Raw genomic sequence first — 18,477 nt, 5'->3', positions numbered from 1 at the left:
TGATAACCCCCGTCACACCACGCCCGCGACCGTTCGACAACGCATAAGGACATGCGTGATCGGTCTAAGTGCCGCTCTATAAAAAATCAACCATCGACGCACAACCCGGCATACCCAGACAAAAGGACCGGGAGTCCTCGACGCCATGATGAATGCCAGCCCCACCCGATTTTTACTCACGCTTGCCGCGGCCGTTGTCGCCGGCACGGTTGCGGCCAGCCCGCTGGATATTCCCGCCGGCTCCCTCGACCAGACCCTGCTGAGCATTTCCCGGCAAAGCGGCAAGCGCATTTCGTTCGACCAGTCATTGGTCGAGGGTTTGCATGCGCCTGCGATCAAAGGCGACTTGAGCGCCGACGAAGCGTTGCGGATCGCCCTGCAGGGCACGGACCTGCACGGCAGCGAAGGTGCCAACGGGATCGTGGTGAATGGCGCGCCGCTGCAACCCGCCACCCAGGCCACGCAGGGGGCTGTCGAAACCCCCTCGCTGATCCCGCAGTTGCAGCGGGTCGAAGTCACCGGCAGTGCCATCCGCCGCGTCGATGCGGAGACGGCAGTGCCGGTGACCGTTCTGCGTACCGAAGAACTGAAGAAGCAGGGCGTGACCAGCACCGAGCAATTGATCAACCGTATCGCCTCCAACCAGTCCTCGGTCGGCGCCGGCCGTTCGATCGGCTCCAGCAGTGGCGGGGCGTCCTATGCGGACCTGCGCGGTATCGGCCCGAACAAGACCCTGGTGCTGCTCAATGGCCGCCGGCTGAGCAACAACGCAACCAACACGATCAACGGCTCTGGGGTCGACCTCAATACCATCCCCTTCGCGGCCATCGACCGCGTCGAAGTCCTGCGTGATGGTGCCTCGGCGCTGTACGGCACGGATGCCATCGGTGGCGTGATCAACTTCATCACCAAGAAGAGCGTGACCGAAGGCCAGCTCACGGCAGGCGGCAGTTCACCGACCCGTGCAGGCGGTGGCGACACCAGCAACTTCAGCGGCAGTTGGGGATTCGGTGACCTGGAGACCGATCGCTTCAACGTCTTCGGCGTGGTCAGCCATGACAAACAGCAGAGCCTCAAGGCCCGCGATCGCGACTACACCTACAACTATCAGCCAGGCAAGGGGCTGGATTATTCCTCGGGGATCGCTTCGCCGGCCAACTACAGCCAGGGTTCGAATGCCAGCAACCCGTTGGCGGCGTCCGGTTGCAATGGGCCAGATCTGATCCCGCGCAGTGGCATTTGCCGGCAGTCACTGTGGAACTATCTGGACCTGGTACCCGAGACGGAAAAGACCTCGTTCTTCGGCAAGGCGACCGGCCAACTGGCCGACGACCACAGCGTCAGCCTCGAATATTTCTGGGCCCGCAACCAGAACCGCACCCAACTCGGACCCAGCCCCCTGCAAGGGCTGCAGGTGCAACCCGGTACGCCGTACTACCCTGGCAACGGCATTACCCCCGGCCCGACGACGTTTGCCCTCGACCCCACTCGACCGGTGAACGTGAACTGGCGTGAAAACGACGCGGGTCCGCGTCGCCATGAAGACGACAACGTCGGCCAGCGCCTGTTGCTGACGTTCGAAGGCACGCTGGCCGGCTGGGATTACAACCTCGGCGCCGCCTACAACCAGAACAAGGTCACCAACGCGATCAAGAGCGGCTATGTCGACGATCGTGCCGTCACCGCGGGCATCAACAACGGCATCATCAACCCGTTCGGCCCACAGTCGCCGGCGGGTGCCGCGTTGCTGGCGGCCAATGCGGTGACGGGCGACTACGCCACCGGTGTGGGCCGGGTCAAAAGCGTCGACGGACGGGTCAGCCGCGACATCGGCGACTGGTTCGGCGCGGGCCCGTCGGCGCTGGCCCTGGGCGGCGAGTACCGCAAGGAAAACTTCCATCAGGACTTCGAAGACTTCGCCGCCAACGTGCAGAGTCTGGGTGTCGACCCGGCCGCCAGCGTAGCCGGCGACCGCTCGGTGTCGGCGCAGTACGCCGAGGTCAACGTGCCGGTGCTCGACAGCCTGGAACTGTCGGCCGCGGTGCGGCACGACAAGTACAGCGACTTCGGCAGCACCACCAACCCGAAATACTCGTTCCGCTTCCAGCCATTTCGCGAGCTGGTGATGCGCGGCGCCTACAGCGAAGGCTTCCGCGCGCCCTCCTTGTACGAGCTGTACAACCCCACCGCGACCACCTTCACCGTGGCCAACTACAACGATCCGCGGCTGTGCGCCGGCGGTGCGCCGAGCAATGGCGGCCTGGCCAACCGCGATTGCGCGCAACAGTTCTTCAGCCGCAATGGTGGCAACCCGAACCTCAAGCCCGAGACCGCGCGCAACGTGACGCTGGGCTTTGTCTACCAGCCGGTCAACAACCTGTCCCTGGGCCTGGATTTCTGGTGGATCAAGATCGCCAACCAGATCGCCGAGTTCCCCGAGTCGGCGGTGTTCGAGCAGCCGAACCTGTACCCCGAGCGCATCGTGCGCAAGGCCGACGGTTCGATCGATCACATCGTCACCGGCCTCGCCAACCTCGGCAAGGTCAAGACCAATGGCGTCGACGTCAGCTTCGACTACCGCTTCCCCGAGTCCCGGCTGGGCCAGTTCGGCACCAACCTGCAAGGCACCTATGTCGACCGCTACGAGTACCAGCAGCAGCTCAAGGGCGACTTCATCGACAAGGCCGGTGACTATCGCGGCGGTGAGTTCGCCTCGGCCGGCGCGGTGACCCGCTGGCGTCACAGCTGGAGCGGCACCTGGAACAAGGGCCCGTTCGGCGCCAGCCTGACCAACCGCTACACCAGCGGCTACAACGACTACAACCGCGTGTACCACGACAAGGTCGGCGCCTGGAGCGTGTGGGACCTGTCCGGCACCTACACCTGGCGTGATACCGCGCAGATCACCGTCGGCGTGCAGAACCTGTTCGACAAGGAACCGCCGTTCAGCAACCAGACCTCGACCTTCCAGAGCGGTTACGACCCGCGCTACTCCGACCCCTTCGGCCGCACCTTGTACAGCCGGGTTTCCTACAACTTTTGATCGGGTCGCGGTCGATGCCCACGCGGGTGTCGACCGTCCTGGCGAGGAGCTGCGTCCGTGATTGTGTTTCGTCCAATGCTATGGGTGCTGTTGCTGGGCCTGTGGGCCTCGTCGTCGCAGGCCCGGCCGGTGCATGCCTTGACGGTGTACGGTGAGGCGCCCAGATACCCGGCGGGTTTCAAGCATCTGAATTACGTCAACCCGCAGGCACCCAAGGGCGGCAGCTTCCGGCGTTCGTCGATGGAGGACGGGACGTTCGATCACCTGATTCCGTATGTCGACAAGGGCCTCGGCGTCGTCCAGGTCCAGGGCTGGCTCTACAGCCCGTTGGCCTATCGCTCACAGGATGAGCCCTACACCGTGTACGGGCTGGTCGCGCAAAGCATGGAGCTGGCGGATGACCGCTCGTGGATTCGCTTCTACCTCAACCCCAAGGCGCGTTTCGCCGACGGCACACCGATCACCGCGCAGGATGTGGTCTACACCTTCAACCTGCTGCGCAGCGAAGGTCGCCTGATGTACCGCCAGCGCTTCGCCGATGTCGATCAGGTGCTGCTGGAGTCGCCAGGCCGGGTGCGCTTCACCTTCAAGAGCAGCGCCGACCGCACCCTGCCGCTGGACATCGCGTCACTGCCGGTACTGCCGCGGCATTGGTGGCAGACGCGCAATTTCGCCAACGGTGGCGGCTTTGAAGCGCCGCTGGGCAGCGGTCCGTATCGCGTCAGTGCGGTGGACAACGGCCGCAGCGTGACCTTCGAGCGGGTCAAGGACTGGTGGGGCAACGACCTGCCGGTCAATCAGGGGCTGTACAACTTCGACACCCTGCGCCTGGAGTTCTTTGCCGATACCACCGTGGCGCGGCAGATCCTGCGTGCCCAGGGCTATGACTTCAATCGCGAGTTTTCGGCGACCGGCTACACCGTGGGTTACGACGGCGATGCCTTGCGCGACGGCCGTCTGCAGCGCGAACACCTGGCCCCCGCGGCGCTGCAGGACACCCAGGGTTTCATCTTCAACCTGCAGAAACCGCAGTTCCAGGACCGCCGTGTGCGCGAGGCGTTGAGCCTGCTGTGGGATTTCGACTGGAGCAATCGGCAGATGATGCACGGCATGTACCTCCGCCAGCGCAGCTTCTTTTCCCGCAGCGAACTGGCGGCCAGCCAACTGCCGGACAGCGAGGAACTGAAGCTCCTCGAACCCTGGCGTGGGCAGATCCCCGATGAAGTGTTCGACCGCGTGTACCAACCGCCCCGGACCGATGGCAGCGGACGCATTCGCGCGCAACAGGCGCGGGCGTTGAAGCTGTTGGAAGCGGCCGGCTGGACGCCCAGGGGCGACCAGTTGGTGAACGCCCGGGGCGAGCCGTTGCAATTCACCTTTCTCAGCAACCAGAAAGGTTTCGAGCGCCTGTTGTTGCCCTACAAGCGCAACCTGGCGCAGATCGGCATCGGCTTTCATATCCGCATGATCGACCCGGCGCAGTACGCCAATCGCATCCGTGCGCGGGACTACGACATGATCGTCCACGCCTATCCGCTCAACCCTTCGCCGGGTCGCGAGCTGAGCAACTACTTCGGTTCGGAAAGTGCCGATGATCCGGGCTCCACCAACTACATGGCACTGCGCAATCCGGCGGTCGATGCCCTGGTCGATGGCCTGCTGCGCGCCAATGACCGGCCAACCATGCTGCGCTACGCCCATGCGCTCGATCGCGTGTTGCAGTGGGGCTTCTACTGGATTCCCAACTACTACCCGCCGGGTACTTCATCGGTGTGGTGGAACCGCTTCGGCCGCCCGCACACCGCGCCGCTGAACGATGTCGGCATCGATACCTGGTGGGAAGCCAGCCCGACTGCGCTGACCACCGCGCAGATGCGTCAACACAGTGGGGAGCGCCAACATGCTGGCCTATAGCGCGCGCCGTTTGCTGCTGATCGTGCCGACCTTGCTGTGCATCCTGCTGGTGAACTTCTTTATCGTGCAGGCCGCCCCCGGCGGACCGGTGGAGCAGGCCATCGCGCGCTTGCAGGGCATTGGCGGCCAGGGGGCGCTGGCGGGTGGTCATGTGGAAAGCATCGGCAGCGGGTCGCGCGCGACCCGTGGCCTGGACCCGGCGCTGGTGGCGGACATCGAGCGCCAGTACGGCTTTGACAAACCCATGGGCGAACGCTTGTGGCTGATGCTCGTCAGCTACGCACGGCTGGATTTCGGCGACAGCTTCTTTCGCGGCGCCAAAGTCACCGACCTGATCCTGGAAAAGCTGCCGGTGACCTTGTCCCTGGGCATCTGGGCCACGCTGATCAGCTACCTGGTGTCGATCCCGCTGGGCATTCGCAAGGCGCTGCACCACGGCAGCCGTTTCGATGTGTGGAGCAGCGCGGCGATCATCGTCGGCCATGCCATGCCGGCGTTTCTGTTCGCCCTGCTGCTGATCGTGGTGTTCGGTGGCGGCACCTTGCTGGACTGGTTCCCGGTGCGCGGGCTGGTCTCGGAAGACTTCGCCACGCTGTCGTGGGCGGGCAAGCTGGCGGACTACTTCTGGCATCTGGTGCTGCCGGTGCTGGCCCTGGTGATCGGCGGGTTCGCCACCCTGACCATCCTCACCAAGAACAGCTTCCTGGATGAGATCAGCCGCCAGTACGTGGTGACGGCCCGGGCCAAGGGCTTCAGCGAAAGCCAGGTGCTGTACCGGCATGTGCTGCGCAATGCGATGTTGCTGATCGTGGTCGGTCTGCCCCAGGCGCTGACGACCATGCTGTTCGGCGGTTCGTTGCTGATCGAGGTGATCTTTTCCCTCGATGGGCTGGGGCGCCTGAGCTATGAGGCGGCGGTGGCGCGGGACTATCCGGTGGTGTTCGGCACGCTGTTCATCTTCACCCTGGTCGGGTTGCTGATCCGCTTGCTGGGCGACCTGTGCTACCGCCTGCTCGACCCCCGCCTGGACTTTGCCGCGAGGACTCACTGATGCCGGTTTTCTCACCGATGACACGCCGCCGCTGGCTGCACTTCACCCGCAATCGCCGCGGCTGGTGGTCGCTATGGATCTTCCTCACGCTGTTTGCGCTGTGCCTGGGCGGGGAGTTGCTGGCCAATGACAAGCCGCTGCTGGTGTCGTACCAGGGCTCGCTGCATTTCCCCGCGTTCAAGCGCTACACCGAGCAGGACTTCGGCGGCACGCTGCCGTTCCAGCCGGATTACCGCGACCGCTACGTGCGTGAATTGATCGAAGGGCAGGGCGGCTGGCTGCTGTTCCCCCCCGTGCCGTTCAGTCATGACACGGTCAACTATGAGCTCGGCGCACCGTCGCCCACACCACCCTCCGCACAGAACTGGCTGGGCACCGATGACCAGGCGCGGGATGTGCTGGCGCGGGTGATTTTCGGTGCGCGCGTATCGTTGCTGTTCGCCCTGGCGTTGACCGTGGTGAGCACGCTGATCGGCGTGGCTGCCGGCGCGTTGCAGGGCTATTACGCCGGCTGGGTCGATCTGCTGGGGCAGCGCCTGATCGAGATCTGGTCCGGGCTGCCGGTGCTGTATCTGCTGATCATCCTCTCCGGGTTCGTCGAGCCGGGCTTCTGGTGGCTGCTGGGGATCATGGCGCTGTTTTCCTGGCTGACCCTGGTGGATGTGGTGCGCGCGGAGTTCCTCCGCGGGCGCAGTCTGGAGTACGTGAAGGCCGCCCGCGCGCTGGGGGTGGGCGACTGCCAGGTGATGCTGCGGCACATCCTGCCGAACGCGCTCACGGCGACCCTGACCTACCTGCCGTTCATCCTCACCGGGTCGATATCGACCCTGGCGGCCCTGGATTTTCTCGGCTTCGGCATGCCCACCGGTACCGCGTCCCTGGGCGAGTTGATCGGCCAGGGCAAGAACAACCTGCAAGCCCCCTGGCTGGCGCTGACTGCATTTTTCGCGTTGGCGCTGATCCTGTCCCTGTTGGTGTTCATCGGCGAAGCCTGCCGCGACGCCTTCGACCCACGATCCTGATAAGCGAGTCTGTTTGTGAGTGAAGTACTGATTAGCATCCGAAATCTGCAGGTGGCCTTCGACGGGCATGAAGCCGTGCGCGGGATCGACCTGGATATTCAGGCCGGCGAGTGCCTGGCCTTGGTGGGCGAATCCGGCTCGGGTAAATCGGTGACGGCCCATTCGATCCTGCAATTGCTGCCGCCGCACATCACCCGGACCCGGGGCAGCATCCGTTATCAGGGAGAAGAGTTGCTGGGTGCCCGCCCGGAACGTCTGCGCCAGATTCGCGGCGACCGTATCGCGATGATCTTCCAGGAGCCGATGACCTCGCTGAACCCGCTGTACACCGTGGAGCGGCAAGTGGCCGAGACGCTGGCGCTGCACAAGGGCCTCGACGCCACGGCGGCGCGCGAACGGGTGCTGGAGTTGCTGGAACTGGTAGGCATCCAGCAACCGCGCCGGCGTCTGAATGCCTATCCGCACCAGCTGTCCGGTGGGCAGCGGCAGCGGGTGATGATCGCCATGGCGCTGGCGTGCGAGCCGGTGTTGCTGATCGCCGATGAGCCGACCACGGCGCTGGATGTCACCGTGCAACGGCGCATCCTGGCGTTGCTCAAAGACCTGCAGCAACGTCTGGGCATGGCGCTGTTGCTGATCAGCCACGACCTCAACGTGGTGCGCAGCATCGCCCAGCGCGTGGCGGTGATGCGCGCGGGCGAGATTGTCGAACAGGCCCGTTGCGAGGCGCTGTTCGCCGCGCCGCAGCATGCCTACAGCCGGCAGTTGCTGGAGGCCGAGCCGGAGGGGCGGGCGGTCAGCCGTGCTGCGGCCGACAACCTGCTGGAGGTCGACGACCTGCGGGTCTGGTTTGCCCAGGGCCACCTGCTGCGGCGCAAACCGCCGATCAAGGCCGTGGACGGTATCGACCTGCGCCTGCAGCGCGGCAAGACCCTGGGGATTGTCGGCGAGTCCGGTTCGGGCAAGTCGACCCTGGGCCAGGCGATCCTGCGCCTGATCGATGCCCAGGGCAGCATCCGCTTTCACGGGCAGGCCCTCGACCAGCTCAAGCGCAAGGCGTTGCGCCCGTGGCGGCGACGACTGCAGGTGGTGTTCCAGGACCCGTTCGGCAGCCTCAGTCCGCGCATGAGCGTGCAGCACATCATCGAGGAAGGCCTGCGCGTGCACTCCGACCTGAATGCGGCGCAACGGGAAGCCGAGGTGATCGCCGTCCTGAAGGAAGTGGGCCTCGATCCGGATAGCCGACACCGCTTCCCTCATGAGTTTTCCGGTGGTCAGCGCCAGCGCATCGCCATCGCCCGGGCACTGGTGATCAAGCCCGAACTGATCCTGCTCGACGAGCCCACCTCAGCCCTCGACCGCACCGTGCAAAAGCAAGTGGTCAGTCTGCTGCGGCGCTTGCAGGAAGAGCACGATCTGACCTACCTGTTCATCAGTCACGACCTGGCCGTGGTGCGCGCCCTGGCGCATGACGTGATCGTGATCAAGGACGGCGTGGTCGTGGAGACGGGAAGTACCGAGCAACTGTTCGACGCGCCACGGCATCCCTATACGCGGGACTTGCTGGTGGCGTCTTCGCTCAGGCGGGAGTGATAGCGAGGTGGCGGCCGTGTGGCCGCCACGGTTCAGCAGCCGAGCGGGTCGGCAAGATCCAGGAAGTCACGGGCGTTGATGTCGAACCTTGCGTCGAACGTCGTGTCGACATCGGGACCGAACTCAAGTGGCCTGGCCACGAACGCCCCAGACGCAAAAAAGCCCGCGCGAGGCGGGCTTTTTCGTTTGCCTTGAAGTCAGACTGCAACTTCAGGGCGGGGTATGGTGGCTACACAGGGACTTGAACCCCGGACCCCAGCATTATGAATGCTATGCTCTAACCAACTGAGCTATGTAGCCAAGTGGCGCGCATTATTCGCTCGAAACGGATGTCTGTCAACACTCTTTTTCAAAAAATTTTACGGGGTTTCAACCGCTTAGCCGGAAACCACCCGCGCAGCACCTCCATCACGGCAGATCCGCCAGATTGCGCCGGATTTGCCCGTGAGGGCTCCGATCCAGTAACGTGGCGCTTTGCAATCATCTGGTTGTCCGCCGAAGTCGCTGCCCATGCCCAACGCCTCCGACCCCGAGTCGCTGCCTGAAGGCCAGGAAGTCCTGCGCCTGCGCGAGATCATCGCGCACAACTCCGACTGGCTCTGGGAAGTCGATAGCCAGGGCCGCTACACCTTCTGTTCCGAGCACAGTCGGCAGATGCTCGGCTATGCCCCCGCCGACGTGCTGGGCAAGACGCCCTTCGATTTCATGCCGGCGGAAGAGGCGGCGCGGGTCGGGGCGATCTTCGCCGGGATCGTCGCCGAGCAGCGGCCCTTCGCCGGGCTGATCAACCGCAACCTGCGTTCCGACGGTCGCCTGGTGGTCCTGGAGACCAGCGGCGTACCGGTGTTCGACGCCCAGGGCATGTTCACCGGCTACCGCGGCATCGACCGCGACGTGACGCCGGCCATCGGCCCGCTGGATCGCCGCGAGGTGCAGCTCGAAGCCTTGTACGCCGCCGCTTCGGTGGCGCTCGGGCTGGTGGACCGGCAGGGCGTGCTGGTCAACGTCAACCATGCCCTCGGCCAACTGCTAGGCGGCGATGCCACACAGTTGGTGGGGCGGCCGCTGGCGGCCCTGCTGCCGGTCGAGCAACTTGACCTGGCCTACTGCCTTGCCGAACTGGAGCAGGGCGGCAGCCTTGCCGATCGCGAACTGGACTGGCGTGAGCGCACCTATCTGCTGCAGACCAGCGCGGTACGCGATCTCGACAATCAGATCCTCGGCCTGACCCTGGCCTTCAGCGACATCACCGAGCAGCGGCTGATGCGCCAGGCCCTGGCCGAAAGCAACGCGCGACTGGCCGAGGCCAATGCGCGCCTGCAGGCCCTGGCCAGCGAGGACTTCCTCACCGGTCTGCCCAATCGCCGGCGCTTCGACGAGGCGCTGCTGCAGGAGAAGGCCCGCGCCCGCCGCGAGGGGCGGCCGCTGTCGTTGCTGATGGTGGATGTGGACTACTTCAAGGTGTTCAACGACCACTACGGGCATCAGGCCGGCGACGAATGCCTGCGGCGCATCGCCCTGCTCTTGAGCCAGTCCCTGCAGCGCCCGGGCGACCAGGTCTGTCGCTACGGCGGCGAGGAGTTCGCGGTGATCCTCCCCGACACCGATGCCCAGGGGGCCCGCAGCGTGGCGCGCTACCTGTGCCATCAGGTCTTCGCCGCCCACCTGACCCATGTTGCCAGCCCGCTGCAGCGGGTGACCCTGAGCATCGGCAGCGCCAGCCACGACCCCGACCAGTCCGACGATGGCGTGCCCCTTGGTGCCTTGCTGCGAGTGGCCGACCTGGCGCTGTATCGCGCGAAGCAGGGCGGGCGCAATCGGCTGGTCCAGGGTGGAGGGGACGAGCTTGTGGCGTCCCGCTGAAGCTGTCTGTCCCAGGTAAGTGCTCAGGACAGATAGCGAGCGATCACCGCGAAGGGGCTCGCCCCCAGGCTGGAACCGGCTGCGAGAATCTTGTCATCGTGCTGCTGGAAAACCTGCACGACCACGTCGAATCCGCCTAACTGGGTGGTGACCCTGCCCTTGTCGCCGAAGGTTTCGTCCAGGTCGGTGGTGGGGTTGAAGCGCATCAGGATCAGCTTGCTGGTTTCGCTGGTGCCGAGGAGCGTGCCGCCGGTCACCAGCTTGCCATCTCGTTGCTGGATCACCGCGAGGTTCTGGGCACCCACGCCGGTGTAGTTGTCGAGCCATGGGACGCCGAGGTTGAAAGTGGGGTCCAGCGTGCCGTCGGCGAGGATTCGTGTTGTCAGGCAATGCGTTCCGGTATCGAGGACGTGTGTGGTGCCCACCGCCGCGATCTTGCCATCCACCTGCTGGCTGATTGCGCTGATATGGCTTCCCCGGCCCTGTTCGACCGTGTGGAGGACGTAGCCCTGTTCGCCGAACGCCGTATCCAGTTGCCCGTCGTTCTGGCACTGGACCAGCAGCGCTTGGCCAAAACTGCCGGCCATGAACAGGCGGCCATCCGCTAGCACTTCCAGATCGAGGATCGTATGGAGCCTGCCGATCAGCGTCATGCCCGATCCCTGATCGCCGAACGATGGATCGAGCCGGCCGTTGGCGAGGCGCACGAGCCATGTATCGAAGATGTCCAGGGTCGGGTGGACCCGAACGATCAGCAACACTTTGCCATCGGGCTGCGCCGCCACCGTCGTGATGCTGTTCGGGCCACCTTGCAGCGCCAGCAGGGCATGCCCGGCATTGCCGAATGTGCTATCCAGTTCGCCGGTGGGCCGGGTACGCAGGAGGTAGGTGTCCAACTCGCCGGACTTGCCCTGGAGTACCAGGCTGTCGTCCGGGAAAACAGCGATTCGCTCGATGCTGCTCTCGGACGGTTGCAGAGTGTAGAGGCGTTTCACCCCGGCCTCGCCGAACGTGGTGTCGGGGGTACCGTCCGCCTGCAGGCGCAGCAGTGCGATATCGTTGTCGAGCTGGCCGGTCACCAGCAACTTTCCGTCGCTGAGCTGGGCTACCCGACTCGAAAAGCCCTCGGGCAGGACGAGCACACCGCCGTCACCGAACGTGGGGTCGAGATCCCCGGAAGCCTTGGTTTCTGGTTGTCTGTTCATGGGGACGCCTCGTGTGGAGAGGTAAGAGATCCTGTTTTTTACTTTCGAATCCGCAGGTCGCCCACTAGCAGAAATATCAGGTCCGCGGGCACCTTCTCAGTCTGTCAGGCCGGCCAGCGCAGCCAGGTCCACTCATCGACGCCACCGACCGGGTTGGGCACGGTGCTCGCGGTGGGCAGCAGCGACAGGATGAGAAAGGCATCGACACCCAGGCAAGGCTGCGCCTGCGCGCTCGGCAGCACGCGCAGCAGATAGATTCCCCTGCGCCCCGTGACCCGGTCGCTCAGCTTTCCCTGCACCACAACCCGGCCATTCGCCTCCAGGCGCAGGGTCAGGCTGGTGACGCTGCGGGCGATATCGCTGGCGATCCGCTGCACGCCATACAGGCCGAAACCGGGGTCGAGCCAACCGCTCTTCAGGTGACGCGCGAGGATGAACGTGCCCGACTCGGGATCGACACTGGCCGTGAGGATCTTCCCCTCGTCCAGCAGCGTCGATTGCTCCAGGGGGATTGCCGGTGGCAGTGGCAGGTAGTCCTCGGGGGCGAATTCGCGGTCGAGGAAGGCGGGGGCTCGATTGTTGTTTTCAGTCGCCATGGCCGGTCTCTTTCCTAGGGAAACGGAGACTTGTTTTTAAGCCGAGGGAAGAAGGGCGTCTACTGACAAAAATATCAGTGGGTGCTGACTCCCGGGCCGCGCAAACCACCCGGGAGCCAGCGCCTGGCGGCGTGTCAGCCGAGGTAGCGGGCCAGGAACAGGCGGTGCGGCGAGGAGGTTCCGTCACGCAAACCGCAGACCAGGATCTTGCCGTCATCCTGCACGTTCATGCCTTGGCAGCGATCCGCACCGCCCAGATCGCTTATCACCTGGCCATTGGTGCCGAAGCTCATGTCCAGGTTGCCGTTGGAAAGCATGCGCATCAGGATCACGTCGTTCGGCACAGCGGTGGTATTGCCGGCCACCACGATCGCGCCGTCTGGCAGACAGACAACCTTCGAAGCGGTGGTCTCGTACCCCTGGAACACCATGATCTTGGGTTCGCCACCGTTGAAGGTGCTGTCCAGACTGCCGTCGGGATTCAGGCGAATGGTCAGGGTGTGGGTGCCGAAGCCGACGTTCGCCTGGCCGACGGCCAGGATCTTGCCGTCCGGCTGCACCGTCACCTGATTGATGAGCGCACTGCCCGGCGCGGGCAGCGGCACAGTGACCGCGCCGTTCACGCCGAAGGCGCGGTCCGGAGTGCCATCGGCCAGGTATTGGCTGAAGGTGGCCGTGTTGTTGTTCTGTGGCGTCAACACGTAGCTGCCGTTGGGGGTGACCGCGAAATGGCGCGACGGGAGATAGCCGAGCTGAATGTAGCCCTCGCCATTCTCGCCGAAGGAAGGATCCAGGTTACCGTTGTCCAGGCGTACGAAATACGAGACGTACGTCCCGGTATTCCACTCCACACCTGCGAGAAGCATGATCTTGCCGTCGGCCAGTGGCGACAGGGCGGTGATGAGATGGTTCTCGTGACCCATATCCAGGACGAAGTACCCGGACTCGCCGAATGTGCGGTCGAGCTGGCCATCTGGCAGGATCCGGAAGACGAACGAGTGGTGCGTGCCACTCCTGCCGAGCGGGCCGTATACCAGGGCACCATCGTCGGAGAGAACCTCCACTCTCGCAAAGCTGGCCCGTTGCGGCAGATCGATGTTGACCAGGCCTTGCTCGCCGAAAGACGTATCGAGCGCACCGCTTGGCAGATGACGGAACAGGGTGATGGCGGGAGTGATCCCGTCGCTGCAGGCACTTAGAATCCGGCCGTCGCTGAGCAGACTCGAATGGCCATCGTGCAAGCCCGAGGGGAAGGGCGCCAGGCCCGCGTCGCCGAAATCAAGATCGAGATCACCCGGGTTCCTTGGATTGTGCGGAGCATTCATGATGCGTTCCTCGACAGAGGTGGGATGAAATTCAGTTTCTACTCCCGCCAGGCGATGTTCATCTACCTGACAGAAATACCAGGTTCCCCGGTCAGGCCTTGCGGGCGCTGCGATTGACGCGCGCGGCAGCCATGGCCTAGAGTGCCGCCCCTCTCTTGCTTCCTTGCTGTAGCCGAACATGAACGCCGTCGTCCGTCCCTTCACCGCCAAGCTGCCCGTCGCCCGGGTGCTTCGCCGTGCCTGGCCGCAGGACACTGTGCTCAAGCGTCGGCGCAGCGTGCTGTTCGCCTTCACCTTCTCGCCACACCGCATCGCCGGCTGACCTTCGCGGGCCGTCCTGGCTCGTCCGTCTTCTTTCGATTTCAGCGTCTGTGCGTCCGCGCGCAAGGCCTCGGGCCTGCGTGCCGGCGGTTGTGGAGTGAGTTGTGAACAAGCGTTTTCTCTGCGGTCTGTTGTTCGTCGTGTCCATCATCGGTTTCAGCCTGGGCGCGACCCTGCCGCTGGTGTCCCTGCGCCTGCTGGAGGCAGGGGCGAGCAGCCTGCGCATCGGCCTGCTTTCGGCCATGCCCGCGGCGGGCATGATGCTCTCGGCGTTTCTCGTCGACGCCTGCTGCCGGCACCTGACCCGGCGTGTCATCTACCTGCTCAGTTTCAGTGTCTGCGCGCTCAGCGTCGGCCTGATCGAGTGGGCGTTCTCCTCGATCTACCTGCTTGCGGCCTTGCGCCTGACCCTGGGCATCGGCATGGGCGTGGCGATCATCCTGGGCGAGTCGTGGGTCAACGAACTGAGCGAGGAGCACAACCGCGGCAAGGTCATGGCCCTGTACGCCACCGCCTTCACCGGTTGCCAGATGCTCGGTCCGGCCATGCTCTCGCTGCTCGGTGCCCAGGGGCCGTGGCTGATCGTGATGGTCTCGGTGGGTTATGCCCTGGCCCTGGCCTGCATCGTCTGGAGCGTGCCCAACGACCATGTCGAGCATGGCGAGGAGGGTGAAAAGAGTTTCTCCCTGGCCGGTTTCTTCCGCGTTGCGCCGGCGCTGTGCATGGGCGTGCTGTTCTTCTCCTTCTTCGATGCGGTGGTGCTGTCGCTGCTGCCGGTGTACGCCACCCACCATGCCTACGCGGTGGGCGTGGCGGCGCTGATGGTGACGGTGATCCTGACCGGCGACATGCTGTTCCAGTTGCCCATCGGCTGGCTCGCCGACCGCTGCGAACGTACCACTCTGCACCTGGTCTGTGGCGTGGTGGCGATGCTCATCGGCCTGGCCCTGCCCTGGCTGATCCAGACGCAGTGGCTGCTGTGGCCGGCGCTGATTCTGCTCGGCGCGGTGGCCGGCGGGGTCTACACCCTGGCGCTGGTGCTGATCGGCCAGCAGTTCAAGGGCCAGGACCTGGTCACGGCAAACGCCAGCGTCGGCTTGCTGTGGGGCGTGGGCAGCCTGGTCGGGCCGCTGGTCAGCGGCGCGGCGATGGACGCGGCGCCCCATGGCTTGCCGATGGCGCTGGCGCTGATGGCGGCACTGTTCGTGTGCTTCGCGCAGTCGGCGAGTCGCCGGGCGTATCGGGTGTCGACGGTGGAGTGAGCCGCTGCACGGCGGGATCAGCGGAGGTTTCGGGTCACTCCTCCTTCGTGGAAACGTCGAGCGAGTTTGTACCTTCGACCGAGGCGCCCCAGGGATCTGTGACTACCTCGGACGATGGCGCGATAATGGTAACCCCTCTCAGAAAGACCTTTACCGGATAGGCAAACAAGGCCTTGACCTGCTTTTCCGCAGCCTCGCTGTTGGTCGCTGTCACGTTTCCCGATTTCGGGGCGTTCTTGCCGTCCACTGCTTCGGCGACGTAGAGAAACTCTGCCATGTCGATCTCCTTGCACTTGAGTGGGTGAATGACTGGGCAGATACGCTTCGCCAGAAACCGCCCTGAACGTTAGTCTGAGCGCCTGCGGCGGGCTGTCTAGCTGGCAGAAATGATAGGTAGGTCGCTCGGAGGCAACGGCTTCAGTCCTGCTCGGGGCGTACCGCGCGCAGCAGCACCTTCAACGCCGCATCGGCCTGCGCCAGGCGCGTTTCACCCTCGTCCCCCTCGGCGATCCAGAACGCCGCCTCCGTGAGGCTGCCGTAGATCAGGCGAGCCAGTGCCTCTGCCTGCTGATCCCCCATCTGCTCCAGCAAGCCTTGCAGCGATGCGATGCAATGCTGCTCCTCTCCCACCGCGGTGCCACCGAGCACCGCCCGCGCATCGCGCAACACGATGCGCTGGATCTCGGGCTCCAGCGCCATGCGCAGGTACGCCCGACAGCGATCACGCAGGCCTTGCCACGGATGCCGGGCGTTATCGGAAATCGCCTTCAGCCGTTCATCCATCTCCCCGTCGATCTGCGCCACCACGGCGGCCAACAAGCCCTTCTTGTCGCCGAAGTGGTGATACAGCGCACCGCGGGTCAGCCCGGCCTGGGCGGTGAGGTCGTCCATCGAGGCCTCGGTGTAACCGGTCTCGGCAAAGGCGCGGCGGGCAGTCGCCAGCAAGGTGGCACGGGTTTCTTCCATTTCGGCGCGGGTACGACGGGCCATCGATTGCTCCTTTAGTGGGTTTACATACGGTGCGTATGTAAATAGGATTTAAACATACGAGATGTATGTATCTTCCCCGCGCGGTGCCGTCAAGGCCGGCGCACATGCCAAGGAGCGTGCAATGCCCAACCCTTACCGAGACCTGTTCAACGCTCGCGGAGCCCGTGGCTTCGCCCTGGCCGGATTGCTGGCGCGGCTGCCATTGCCGATGACCGGTATCGGCATCATCACCCTGGTTTCTCAATTGCGTGGCAGCTACGCCCTGGCCGGCGCGCTGGCGGCGGCCTTCGTGATGACCTATGCCGTGTTGTCGCCCTGGATTTCGCGGCTGGTGGACCGGCATGGCCAGGCGAAGGTACTGCCGCTGGCAACGCTGGTCAGCGTCGCCGGCTCGGCGCTGCTGCTGGCCGGAACCTGGTGGCCACTGGGCGACTGGAGCCTGCTGCTCGGCGCGGTGCTCGCCGGCGCCATGCCGAGCCTGTCGGCCATGGTGCGGGCGCGCTGGACCGCGCTCTATCGCGGGCAGGCGCAATTGCAGACGGCGTATTCGCTGGAGACGGTGCTGGATGAAGTGACCTTCATCGTCGGGCCGCCGCTGTCGGTGGGGTTGTGTGTGGGGTTGTTTCCCCAGGCCGGGCTGCTGTTGGCGGCGTTGTTGCTGGCGTTCGGGGTTGCCGCGCTGGTCGTGCAGCGCGGCAGCGAGCCGCCGGTGACGCCAGCGGACAGCGCTGCGCGGGGTTCGCTGCTGCGCGTTGGCGAGGTGCGCGCGCTGAGCCTGTTGATGATGGCGATGGGCGTGATCGTCGGCACGGTGGATATCGTCAGTGTCGCCTTCGCCAGCGCGCTTGGCCTGCCGGCGGCGGCGAGCCTGGTGTTGGCGGCCTATGCCCTGGGCTCGTGTCTGGCGGGGTTGCTGTTCGGCGCACTGACGCTGCGCCAGCCCTTGCCGCGGCTGTTGCTGCTGGGAGCGCTGGCCACCGCGACCAGTACCCTGCCGATGCTGCTGGCCGGGTCGATTGGCGGGCTGGCGCTGGCGGTGTTCGTGGCCGGGCTGTTCTTCGCGCCGACCATGATCGTGGCGATGTCGCTGGTCGAGCGGTGCGTGCCGCCGCAGCGCCTGACCGAGGGCATGACCTGGCTGCTGGCGGGGTTGAATGTCGGGGTGGCGATGGGCGCGGCGCTGGCCGGGCAGGTGGTGGACCGGGACGGGGTGGACGCGGGATTCGTCGTGGCGCTGGTGGCGGGTGGCGTGGTGCTGCTGGTGGCCGTGTGGCAGGCCCGTTCCGGGGCGTCGAGCCGTCGCGAAATGCTGTGTGACAGGCCTGACGCGTGAGTGTCAGGGTCGTCGTGCATCCAGGTTTCGCGACGGCTGCGCCGTCGTTCGCGAACGAGCTCGCTCCCACGGGGCGGTCAGGAAATCGGCACGCTCGCCGTTGTCCTGTACCTCGCCACCGTCAGCAAGGCCTTGCAGATCTTCAGGTCGAGGATGGCGTCGCTGACCAGGGTCTGGTGCCTGGGAAGGGCTTGCCGGGGCAGGTGGTTCAGCGCGCAGAGGGCGCCCTTGAGGTGTTCGTCGACATTGCGCAGCGCGTCTTCAGGCGACAGGCCGGGACGGACGCGGAGTACCGGGGGTGGATCGGGGACGAGTTTTTTCATGGCTAATCCTCACAGTTGATTCGGATCGGCCACCGCTCGCTGCTAAACGAAAGGGTGGCGACTGTACGTGGGTTAGCAGACCGAGCTGTGAGAACCCCGGCGCACCCGGAGGTGCCCCACGCACAGCCGCCATGACAGGTTTCTGGGCGGTTGCGCATCGCTGGAGGGCTTGGCGAAGGATTGCCTCGGGGCGGGTAGGTGCATGCCTTGAAATGTGCAGCGCTCTCGAGATCGAGCGCCGCGCGGGCGGCGCTCGATCTTGAGAGCGCTGCGAATCTCCAGACAAGCACTCAAAAGACGCTCAAAAGTGCTGCAGAATCGCCCCGATCAACCCGGGAAACCGCCCGTCCAGGGCATCGGTACGCAGCGAGTTCATGTGCGTGGTACCGACCGCGCGGGTCTGCACCAGGCCGGCATCGCGCAGCACGCGGAAGTGATGGGACATGCTCGACTTCGGTCGGCCGCCGTCGAGGTCGCCGCAGCTGGCTTCGGCGACGTCGGCCAGACGACGGACGATTTCCATGCGCACGGGATCGCTCAGCGCATAAAGCACACGTTCGAGGACGAAGTCTTGAGGTTCGGGGTGTTTGTAGGCACGCATGGTTCGAATGATACCGGAGGCTTCACTAAATGCCA

At 64.9% G+C, this 18,477-nt stretch carries 16 protein-coding genes and 1 tRNA gene; 9 read left to right on the top strand and 8 right to left on the bottom strand.

Annotation, left to right across the window (positions count from 1 at the left end):
- Positions 1–145 precede the first annotated feature (145 nt).
- The 5 genes from CHB99_RS24290 to CHB99_RS24270 all read left to right on the top strand — a co-directional run bounded on the left by CHB99_RS24290 (position 146) and on the right by CHB99_RS24270 (position 8,623).
- A complete protein-coding gene (locus CHB99_RS24290) occupies positions 146–3,043 on the top strand; it encodes a TonB-dependent receptor (protein ID WP_141137331.1) in 2,898 nt (965 codons plus the stop codon).
- A 75-nt stretch (positions 3,044–3,118) separates the two neighbouring features.
- Entirely contained in the window at positions 3,119–4,957 is a 1,839-nt protein-coding gene (locus tag CHB99_RS24285) for an extracellular solute-binding protein (RefSeq protein ID WP_042128734.1), read from the top strand.
- Complete coding sequence (locus CHB99_RS24280; RefSeq protein WP_042128736.1) at positions 4,944–6,008, top strand: microcin C ABC transporter permease YejB; 1,065 nt, start codon at positions 4,944–4,946, stop codon at positions 6,006–6,008. Before CHB99_RS24285 ends, CHB99_RS24280 begins: the two co-directional genes overlap by 14 nt.
- A complete protein-coding gene (locus CHB99_RS24275; RefSeq protein WP_042128737.1) occupies positions 6,008–7,030 on the top strand; it encodes an ABC transporter permease in 1,023 nt (340 codons plus the stop codon). The genes CHB99_RS24280 and CHB99_RS24275 overlap by 1 nt, the downstream gene beginning before the upstream one ends.
- A 15-nt stretch (positions 7,031–7,045) precedes the next feature.
- Positions 7,046–8,623: an ABC transporter ATP-binding protein gene (locus tag CHB99_RS24270; RefSeq protein ID WP_042128739.1), complete on the top strand. Its 1,578-nt coding sequence runs from the start codon at positions 7,046–7,048 to the stop codon at positions 8,621–8,623.
- Between the two features lie 223 nt (positions 8,624–8,846).
- On the opposite strand, the gene CHB99_RS24265 is transcribed toward CHB99_RS24270, so the two are convergent.
- Positions 8,847–8,923, bottom strand: a tRNA-Met gene (locus CHB99_RS24265).
- A gap of 210 nt (positions 8,924–9,133) precedes the next feature.
- Between CHB99_RS24265 and CHB99_RS24260 the strand changes: the two genes are divergently transcribed.
- Complete coding sequence (locus CHB99_RS24260; protein WP_052419533.1) at positions 9,134–10,486, top strand: sensor domain-containing diguanylate cyclase; 1,353 nt, start codon at positions 9,134–9,136, stop codon at positions 10,484–10,486.
- Positions 10,487–10,509: 23 nt separating this feature from the next.
- Here CHB99_RS24260 and CHB99_RS24255 read toward each other — a convergent pair whose 3' ends face one another.
- The 3 genes from CHB99_RS24255 to CHB99_RS24245 form a co-directional block, all read right to left on the bottom strand.
- Positions 10,510–11,691: a hypothetical protein gene (locus tag CHB99_RS24255; RefSeq protein ID WP_042128743.1), complete on the bottom strand. Its 1,182-nt coding sequence runs from the start codon at positions 11,689–11,691 to the stop codon at positions 10,510–10,512.
- A gap of 104 nt (positions 11,692–11,795) precedes the next feature.
- On the bottom strand, positions 11,796–12,287 hold the full coding sequence (locus tag CHB99_RS24250; protein WP_042128746.1) for a hypothetical protein: 492 nt from the start codon (positions 12,285–12,287) through the stop codon (positions 11,796–11,798).
- Between the two features lie 134 nt (positions 12,288–12,421).
- On the bottom strand, positions 12,422–13,612 hold the full coding sequence (locus CHB99_RS24245) for an NHL repeat-containing protein (protein ID WP_042128748.1): 1,191 nt from the start codon (positions 13,610–13,612) through the stop codon (positions 12,422–12,424).
- Positions 13,613–13,790: 178 nt separating this feature from the next.
- On the opposite strand from CHB99_RS24245, the gene CHB99_RS29870 reads away from it, so the two are divergent.
- Together CHB99_RS29870 and CHB99_RS24240 are read left to right on the top strand one after the other, a co-directional pair.
- A complete protein-coding gene (locus CHB99_RS29870; protein WP_167335887.1) occupies positions 13,791–13,934 on the top strand; it encodes a hypothetical protein in 144 nt (47 codons plus the stop codon).
- A 103-nt stretch (positions 13,935–14,037) separates the two neighbouring features.
- Positions 14,038–15,195, top strand: coding sequence for an MFS transporter (locus tag CHB99_RS24240; protein ID WP_042128750.1), 1,158 nt, complete (start codon positions 14,038–14,040; stop codon positions 15,193–15,195).
- A gap of 34 nt (positions 15,196–15,229) precedes the next feature.
- Here the strand turns inward: CHB99_RS24240 and CHB99_RS24235 are convergent, their stop codons facing one another.
- Both CHB99_RS24235 and CHB99_RS24230 read right to left on the bottom strand, forming a co-directional pair.
- Positions 15,230–15,472 carry a hypothetical protein gene (locus tag CHB99_RS24235; RefSeq protein WP_042128752.1) on the bottom strand — a complete coding sequence of 81 codons (243 nt, stop codon included), beginning with the start codon at positions 15,470–15,472 and terminating at the stop codon, positions 15,230–15,232.
- Between the two features lie 140 nt (positions 15,473–15,612).
- Positions 15,613–16,185, bottom strand: a complete 573-nt coding sequence (locus CHB99_RS24230) for a TetR/AcrR family transcriptional regulator (protein WP_042128754.1) — start codon at positions 16,183–16,185, stop codon at positions 15,613–15,615.
- A gap of 121 nt (positions 16,186–16,306) precedes the next feature.
- Between CHB99_RS24230 and CHB99_RS24225 the strand changes: the two genes are divergently transcribed.
- A complete protein-coding gene (locus CHB99_RS24225; protein WP_042128756.1) occupies positions 16,307–17,518 on the top strand; it encodes an MFS transporter in 1,212 nt (403 codons plus the stop codon).
- A 77-nt stretch (positions 17,519–17,595) separates the two neighbouring features.
- Here the strand turns inward: CHB99_RS24225 and CHB99_RS24220 are convergent, their stop codons facing one another.
- Together CHB99_RS24220 and CHB99_RS24215 are read right to left on the bottom strand one after the other, a co-directional pair.
- A complete protein-coding gene (locus CHB99_RS24220; RefSeq protein ID WP_042128758.1) occupies positions 17,596–17,841 on the bottom strand; it encodes a hypothetical protein in 246 nt (81 codons plus the stop codon).
- Between the two features lie 301 nt (positions 17,842–18,142).
- Positions 18,143–18,442, bottom strand: a complete 300-nt coding sequence (locus CHB99_RS24215) for an ArsR/SmtB family transcription factor (protein ID WP_042128760.1) — start codon at positions 18,440–18,442, stop codon at positions 18,143–18,145.
- Positions 18,443–18,477 lie beyond the last annotated feature (35 nt).

The organism is Pseudomonas japonica (assembly GCF_900188455.1).
In the GTDB taxonomy this organism is placed as follows: Bacteria; Pseudomonadota; Gammaproteobacteria; order Pseudomonadales; family Pseudomonadaceae; genus Aquipseudomonas; species Aquipseudomonas japonica.
Note: the sequence above shows the minus strand (reverse complement) of the source record. Positions and strands in the feature narration are given on the sequence as shown.

Bases quoted from the DNA above. Each gene is read 5' to 3' on its own strand.
- CHB99_RS24290 (WP_141137331.1), top strand. From the start codon at position 146: ATGATGAATGCCAGCCCCACCCGATTTTTACTCACGCTTGCCGCGGCC.
- CHB99_RS24285 (WP_042128734.1), top strand. From the start codon at position 3,119: ATGCTATGGGTGCTGTTGCTGGGCCTGTGGGCCTCGTCGTCGCAGGCC.
- CHB99_RS24280 (WP_042128736.1), top strand. From the start codon at position 4,944: ATGCTGGCCTATAGCGCGCGCCGTTTGCTGCTGATCGTGCCGACCTTG.
- CHB99_RS24275 (WP_042128737.1), top strand. From the start codon at position 6,008: ATGCCGGTTTTCTCACCGATGACACGCCGCCGCTGGCTGCACTTCACC.
- CHB99_RS24260 (WP_052419533.1), top strand. From the start codon at position 9,134: ATGCCCAACGCCTCCGACCCCGAGTCGCTGCCTGAAGGCCAGGAAGTC.
- CHB99_RS24255 (WP_042128743.1), bottom strand. From the start codon at position 11,691: ATGAACAGACAACCAGAAACCAAGGCTTCCGGGGATCTCGACCCCACG.
- CHB99_RS24250 (WP_042128746.1), bottom strand. From the start codon at position 12,287: ATGGCGACTGAAAACAACAATCGAGCCCCCGCCTTCCTCGACCGCGAA.
- CHB99_RS24245 (WP_042128748.1), bottom strand. From the start codon at position 13,612: ATGAATGCTCCGCACAATCCAAGGAACCCGGGTGATCTCGATCTTGAT.
- CHB99_RS29870 (WP_167335887.1), top strand. From the start codon at position 13,791: ATGAACGCCGTCGTCCGTCCCTTCACCGCCAAGCTGCCCGTCGCCCGG.
- CHB99_RS24235 (WP_042128752.1), bottom strand. From the start codon at position 15,472: ATGGCAGAGTTTCTCTACGTCGCCGAAGCAGTGGACGGCAAGAACGCC.
- CHB99_RS24230 (WP_042128754.1), bottom strand. From the start codon at position 16,185: ATGGCCCGTCGTACCCGCGCCGAAATGGAAGAAACCCGTGCCACCTTG.
- CHB99_RS24225 (WP_042128756.1), top strand. From the start codon at position 16,307: ATGCCCAACCCTTACCGAGACCTGTTCAACGCTCGCGGAGCCCGTGGC.
- CHB99_RS24220 (WP_042128758.1), bottom strand. From the start codon at position 17,841: ATGAAAAAACTCGTCCCCGATCCACCCCCGGTACTCCGCGTCCGTCCC.
- CHB99_RS24215 (WP_042128760.1), bottom strand. From the start codon at position 18,442: ATGCGTGCCTACAAACACCCCGAACCTCAAGACTTCGTCCTCGAACGT.